The sequence below is a fragment of the Pedobacter sp. GW822-FHT03F06 genome, assembly GCF_058801365.1.
In genome coordinates, this window is record NZ_JBXANE010000002.1 from 213,886 (window position 1) to 220,245 (window position 6,360).

The 6,360-nt window shown below is 39.5% G+C and carries 4 protein-coding genes and 1 tRNA gene; 4 read left to right on the forward strand and 1 reads right to left on the reverse strand.

All coding sequences use genetic code 11. From position 1 onward, the window contains the following. The first annotated feature begins 3 nt into the window (after positions 1–3). From AC1RJ8_RS03455 to AC1RJ8_RS03470, 4 genes are read left to right on the forward strand one after another with little or no spacing between them, the layout of a single operon-like run. A complete protein-coding gene (locus AC1RJ8_RS03455; protein WP_492952543.1) occupies positions 4–1,053 on the forward strand; it encodes an efflux RND transporter periplasmic adaptor subunit in 1,050 nt (349 codons plus the stop codon). Between the two features lie 11 nt (positions 1,054–1,064). Further along, a complete protein-coding gene (locus AC1RJ8_RS03460) occupies positions 1,065–4,115 on the forward strand; it encodes an efflux RND transporter permease subunit (RefSeq protein WP_492952544.1) in 3,051 nt (1,016 codons plus the stop codon). Positions 4,116–4,137: 22 nt separating this feature from the next. Beyond that, positions 4,138–4,914 (forward strand): SDR family NAD(P)-dependent oxidoreductase, encoded by a 777-nt coding sequence (locus AC1RJ8_RS03465; protein WP_492952545.1) that lies wholly within the window; start codon positions 4,138–4,140, stop codon positions 4,912–4,914. A 23-nt stretch (positions 4,915–4,937) separates the two neighbouring features. After that, positions 4,938–5,957: an NAD(P)/FAD-dependent oxidoreductase gene (locus AC1RJ8_RS03470; protein ID WP_492952546.1), complete on the forward strand. Its 1,020-nt coding sequence runs from the start codon at positions 4,938–4,940 to the stop codon at positions 5,955–5,957. A gap of 324 nt (positions 5,958–6,281) precedes the next feature. Here the strand turns inward: AC1RJ8_RS03470 and AC1RJ8_RS03475 are convergent. Further along, positions 6,282–6,353 (reverse strand) — tRNA-Glu (locus AC1RJ8_RS03475). Positions 6,354–6,360 lie beyond the last annotated feature (7 nt).

The window sequence follows — 6,360 nt, forward strand, 5'->3', positions numbered from 1 at the left end:
TATATGAAAAAAATAAAAATACTCAGCCTTACTGCAATAATATTGGTTTTATTTTCTTGTAAGGAGAACGAGAAAGCAAAAAAATCATTGGGAGAAGCAGATGTTATCCCTGTAAAGGTTTCTGCTGTATCTGCGTTAGGATTACCACAAAAAATAAGTGCTACAGGTCTCGTAAGCACAGAAAATGAAGCTAAATATTCTTTCAAAATAGGCGGCGTAATTAGCCGTGTTTTTGTAGAAGAAGGTCAGTTCTTCCGCAAAGGGCAGTTGCTCGCCACACTCAATTCAACAGAAATTGCCGCCGGCCTATCACAGTCCAGTTTAAATGTAGACAAGGCGCAACGTGATTATGAACGAGCGGCTAATCTTTACAAAGACAGCGTTTTTACACTGGAGCAGTTGCAAAACACAAAGACAGCCCTGGATATTGCTTACAAAGCAAAGGAGGCCGTTGCCTTTAATGCACATTATTCAAAAATATATGCAGCCTCTGATGGGTTTGTAAGTCAGAAAATCGCCAGTGAAGGGGAAGTGATTGCGCCTGGTATGCCAGTGCTTGCCATTAACGAAACACGGCAAAATAATAACTACATACTTAAAGTCGGCGTAACTGACCGGGAGTGGGCAGCGATTAATCAGGGACAAACGGCAACAGTGACGCTGGATGGATATGCTGATAAGAAATTTGACGCCTTCGTGTTTCGCAAGTCACAGGCAGCAGATCCTACACTTGGCTCCTTTCAGGTAGAACTGAAATTGAAATTAAACGACATAAAACCGGCGGTGGGCATGTTCGGCAAAGCGGAAATAGCTACAAACCAGGGTGAGAATGTTAAGGTCATCCCATACGGATCGTTAGTAGAAGCGGATGGTGATAAAGCATTCGTATTTACACCCGATGGAGCTAATAAGGTCAGGAAAATTCCGATAACTATTTCAAGGTTCGACAATCAACAGGTTTATCTAAAAGATGGACTTGACGGAGTAAAAGAAATCGTGATATCCAATAGTGCCTACCTCAACGAAAAATCTACAATAAAAATCATCAGGTAATAATAACAGATATGAAGATTACAAATTTTGCCGTAAAAAATTATCAGTTCACCCTCATTATATTTCTGCTGTTTGCAGTAGTTGGTGTACTCGCTTTGTTTACAATGCCCCGTTCGGAAGATCCAACTATACATCCACCCGAATATCTTATAACTGTGATATATCCGGGCACAAGTCCTAAAGACATGGAAGAGCAGGTGGCAAAACCAATTGAAAATAAAATTTACGGCCTGGAAAACATTGATAAAATTCTTACTACAATTGAGGATGGTGTAGCGGCAATCCAGGTTAAATTCAAATATGGCGTTGATATAGACAATAAATACCAGGAAATATCAACAGAAATAAACGCTTTAAAAAATAGCGAGCTTCCTAAGGATATCTATCTTATCAAAACAGAAAAGATTTCTTCTTCCGATGTCAAAATTTTACAGGTTGCATTGGTTTCAGGTAATGCTTCCGATAAACTGCTAAGAGATGAAGCTGATATCCTGAAAACAAATCTGGAGAAAATAACAAGCCTGAAAGAAGTCAAGTATTCCGGAATGCCGGAACAGGAAATCCGGATTGATGTACAATTGGACAAACTGGCACAACTGAAAATTCCGCTAAACGTAGTTATTGGTAGTTTACAAAGTGAAGCAGCAGACATTCCCGGAGGAAGCATCAACCTAGAGAGTAAGATTTTTAATGTAAAGACCAGTGGTAAGCTGAAGAACGTGGAGGACGTTGCCAATACCGTCGTCTACAATGCCAATGGAAAGATTATATACCTGAAAGATGTAGCGGAAGTAAGTTATAAAAACGAAATGGTCAGCCATATTACACGTGTAAATGGACATCGTTGTGTCCTGGTTACAGCAGCGATGAAAGACAATGTTAATATAACGAAAGTGCAGAAAGAGTTTCTGCCAATACTGGAAGAATTTTCTAAAAGATTGCCTTCTAATATCCAGCTTGTCAAAACTTTCGACCAGGCTACTATGGTTTCACAACGTTTGGGACATCTCGGATTTGATTTTGCCCTGGCCATTCTTCTGGTGGTCATTACTTTATTGCCTTTGGGATTCAGGGCATCACTGATTGTGATGATCTCCATTCCGCTTTCTTTAGCATTAGGGCTTATTGCGATGAACTTATTGGGATTTTCTTTGAACCAGCTAAGCATTGTTGGCCTCGTTGTGGCTTTAGGGTTATTGGTCGACGACAGCATTGTGGTAGTAGAAAATATAGAGCGATGGCTTAGGGAAGGACATTCACGAATGGATGCAGTTCTGAAAGGCACTAAACAAATAGGTGTAGCAGTTGTAGGATGTACAGCCACTTTGGTAATTGCGTTTTTGCCTCTTGCCTTCCTACCGGATTCAGCTGGTGAATTTATGCGCAGTCTGCCCATGGCTGTTATCACCAGTGTGCTGGCATCAATGATCGTGGCTTTAACGCTGGTTCCTTTTATGGGAAGCCGGTTATTGAAAACACATACACATGGGGAAGGCAATTTTTTTCTGAAGCAACTGCAAAAATTTCTCACCTACAGTTATCGCGGTATTATGCCACGGGCTTTAAAATATCCTAAAGCAACCATTGGAATATCATTAATACTTAGTGCTCTCGCCTTTTTCTTATTTACAAAAGCAGGATTCAAACTTTTTCCCACCTCTGAAAAGCCAATGTTTCTTATCAATATCAAAATGCCATTGCAGGCTGATATTCCTGAAAGTGATCGTGTGACTAAACTTGTAGAATATGAATTAAAGCAACACAAAGAGATTGTATATTATACAAGCAATGTAGGCAAAGGAAACCCTCAGATATATTACAACGTACACCAACAGGATGTTAAGCCCGACTTTGCCCAGGTTTTTGTACAAATGGATGATGAGGCAAGTCCTCATACTAAAGTAGGGTTGGTTAAGCAGCTAAGGCAAAAGTTTAAAGAGTTTCCTTATGCCAAAATTGAAGTGAAAGATTTTGAGCAGGGCCCCCCGATAGAAGCAAACATAGTGGTCAGGGTTTTTGGCGAAGACCCAAATAAATTGCGTGAGCTTTCCTTTAAAGTGGAAGATCTGTTACGCAAACATCCAGGAACTGTTTACATCAATAATGAATTAAACACCTACAAGTCGGATGTTAAAATAGAAATAAACAAAGAAAAAGCCCGCACATTGGGTGTGCTTACAAGCGATGTTGATAAGGTAATTCGAATGGCGGTAGCAGGATTAACTGTTGGTGATTATATAGATGACAGGGGCGACTCACGCAATGTTGTTTTAACGCTTACCAGGGATAAATTTTCAAATTTAGATGCATTTAAAAACCTTTATGTGAATAATATACAAGGTGTTCCTGTATTGGTTAATCAGATTGCAACCATTTCTTTTGAAACATCGCCTACGGCAATAAATCATTTTAATAAATCGCGTTTCGCAAAGGTTACCTCCCTAACTAAAGAAGGTGTATATGCAAACGATGTGCTAAAGGATATTGTTCCGCAACTGGACAAACTTAAAATGCCACCTGGATACTATTACAAGCTATCTGGTGAAGCGGAATCGGAAGGTGATACACTGGGTGGAAATTTTTTGTCAGTTATCCTGTTAAGTACATTCCTTTTTATTGGAGTTCTGTTACTGCAATTCAAAACGTTTAAAGGTATCATCATTGTACTATCTATTATTCCATTAGGGATTTTGGGTGGTGTGGTAATGCTATTGATCACCGGCCATCCGATGTCAATAGTTTCTATCATTGGTTTCATTGGTTTGTCTGGCATACAGGTCAAGAATTCGCTGTTACTCGTTGATTTCACCAACCAGTTGCGGGCTGAAGGACATAGCATTGACAGCGCAATTAAGATAGCAGGAGAAACCCGTTTTTTGCCGGTTGTGCTTACGTCCATAACCGCTATTTGCGGATTAATTCCCCTCGCCTGGAATCCCAATCCACTTATCGCGCCATTGGCAATTGTGCTGATTGGTGGATTGATCAGTTCAACCATTCTTTCAAGAATTGTAACGCCTGTTATGTATAAGCTTATACCACCTTCCATTGAAAGTATTTAATCATTCATAAAAAAAGAACAAAATGAAACAATACATCCTAATAACCGGAGCATCATCCGGAATTGGCTACGAAATGGCCCAACAGCTTGCGGCTTTAGAATACAATCTGATCCTCACTGCCCGCAGCGAGGATAAATTGGCAGCCATGCAGCAGGAATTATCTTCCAGATACGGGATCGTCGTACATTACATACCCAAAGACTTAAGCAAAACAGAGCAAGCGACCCAGTTATTTGATGATATCAAATCAGCAAACTATCAGGTATCTCATTTGGTTAACAATGCCGGATTTGGCGAGTATGGAAGTTTTCTGGAAAGCTCGCTGGACATGGAGTTGAATATGATCGATCTCAACATCAGCAGCCTGGTTATCCTTACCAAATTGTTTGCAAAAGACATGGCGGCCAGAAAGTCGGGCCGAATCATGAACGTGTCTTCAGTTATTGCATATTTACCTTTCCCTTACCAGTCGGTGTATTCAGCAACCAAGTCTTTTGTCTTAGCCTTTTCGCAAACCCTCGCTGCTGAGCTGGAAGGAACTGGCGTAGTGGTTACCACGCTTGCCCCTGGGGTTACAGAAACAGCATTTATTTCACCGGAAATGCGGGAAACCAATCTGTTGAAATCCAACAAGCCCACTTCTGTAAAAACAGTGGCTACTGAAGGAGTGAATCTGTTGCTACATGGAAAAGGAAAGAAAATTGTAGGCTTTCAAAACCGGTTTAATTCCATTTTAGCAGGAATACTGCCAGACTCTGTAATGATGAAAATTAAGATGAAGCTGGCAAGCGTCAAGTGATATTGCACAAATCTAAAAAACAAATGACTGAACCGAAAAGAATATCAAGACGAGAACTAATTAAACAAGGGGGGCTTGCTTTATCAGTTTTAGCTCTACCTTTATCATTAACAGCATTTTCAAATTTTAACGAGATGACAGATAACAAAAAATTTGACGTAATCATAGTTGGCGGAAGCTATGCAGGACTTTCGGCAGCAATGGCTTTGGGACGAGCATTAAGAAGTGTTTTAATTATTGACAGCGGTTTGCCCTGTAACCGACAAACACCTCATTCACATAACTTCATTACGCAAGACGGAGAAAAACCAAGCGCTATTGCGGAAAAAGCAAAAATTGAAGTATTGAAATACGACACAGTAAAATTCATAACTGACCTTGCCGTTAACGGAACAAAAACCGACAAAGGATTTGAGATTTCGACCCAATCAGGAAAAATATTTTCTGCTAAAAAACTGGTTTTTGCAACTGGGTTAAAAGACAAAATGCTAAACATTAAGGGGTTTTCTGAATGTTGGGGAATTACAGTGCTTCATTGTCCCTATTGCCACGGATATGAAGTAAGGAATCAAAAAACAGGGATTTTTGCAAATGGATATGGTGCATTTCATCTGGCTCGGCTCATTCATAACTGGACAAAGGATTTGACGATATTTACCAATGGAAAGTCGGAACTGACACAAGAGCAAACCGATGAAATCAAAAGACACAATATTTCAATAGTTGAAAAGGAGATCACCTCATTGAAACACAAAAACGGAGTTGTTGAAGAAATAATTTTTTCAGACAATTCAACTTTTCAATTAAAAGTTATCTATTCAAGACCTCCTTTTGAACAACACTGTAAAATCCCCGAATTATTGGGTTGTGAATTGACAGAACAGGGACTTATCAAAGTAGATGGATTTCAGAAAACAACGGTGGATAATGTATTCGCTTGTGGAGACAGTAGCAATCCTCTTCGTGCTGTATCATATGCTGTATCGACAGGGAATAATACAGGAGTGTTCTTAAATAACGCAATGGCAGAAGAGGAATTTTAAAATAACAATAAAGACTGCATTGCATTGGCAAATTGGGGCTTGAAATTCAGGCGGGTATAATTTTGGACTTTCTCTATTTGCTTGCTAAGAGATTTAGACGTCCCGAGGATACAGAAATAGTCAATGACCTTAAGGGTAAATCGAACACCTAAATGGTTGCTTAACCAACTCAGGAAGTTTTTTAAAAGAAATTGAAATTAAGTTAAGATTTCGATGAATTGTCGAACACCTTTATTTTGAAGAAACTACACTTTTAAATCACTTATAGTCAAAAAGTTAGTTTCATAAAAAAAGTGAACAATCCTAATAGATTGTTCACTTAAGTAGCCCGTAGGGGAATCGAACCCCTGTTTCCAGAATGAAAATCTGGCGTCCTCACCCCTAGACGAACGGGCCATTAAAA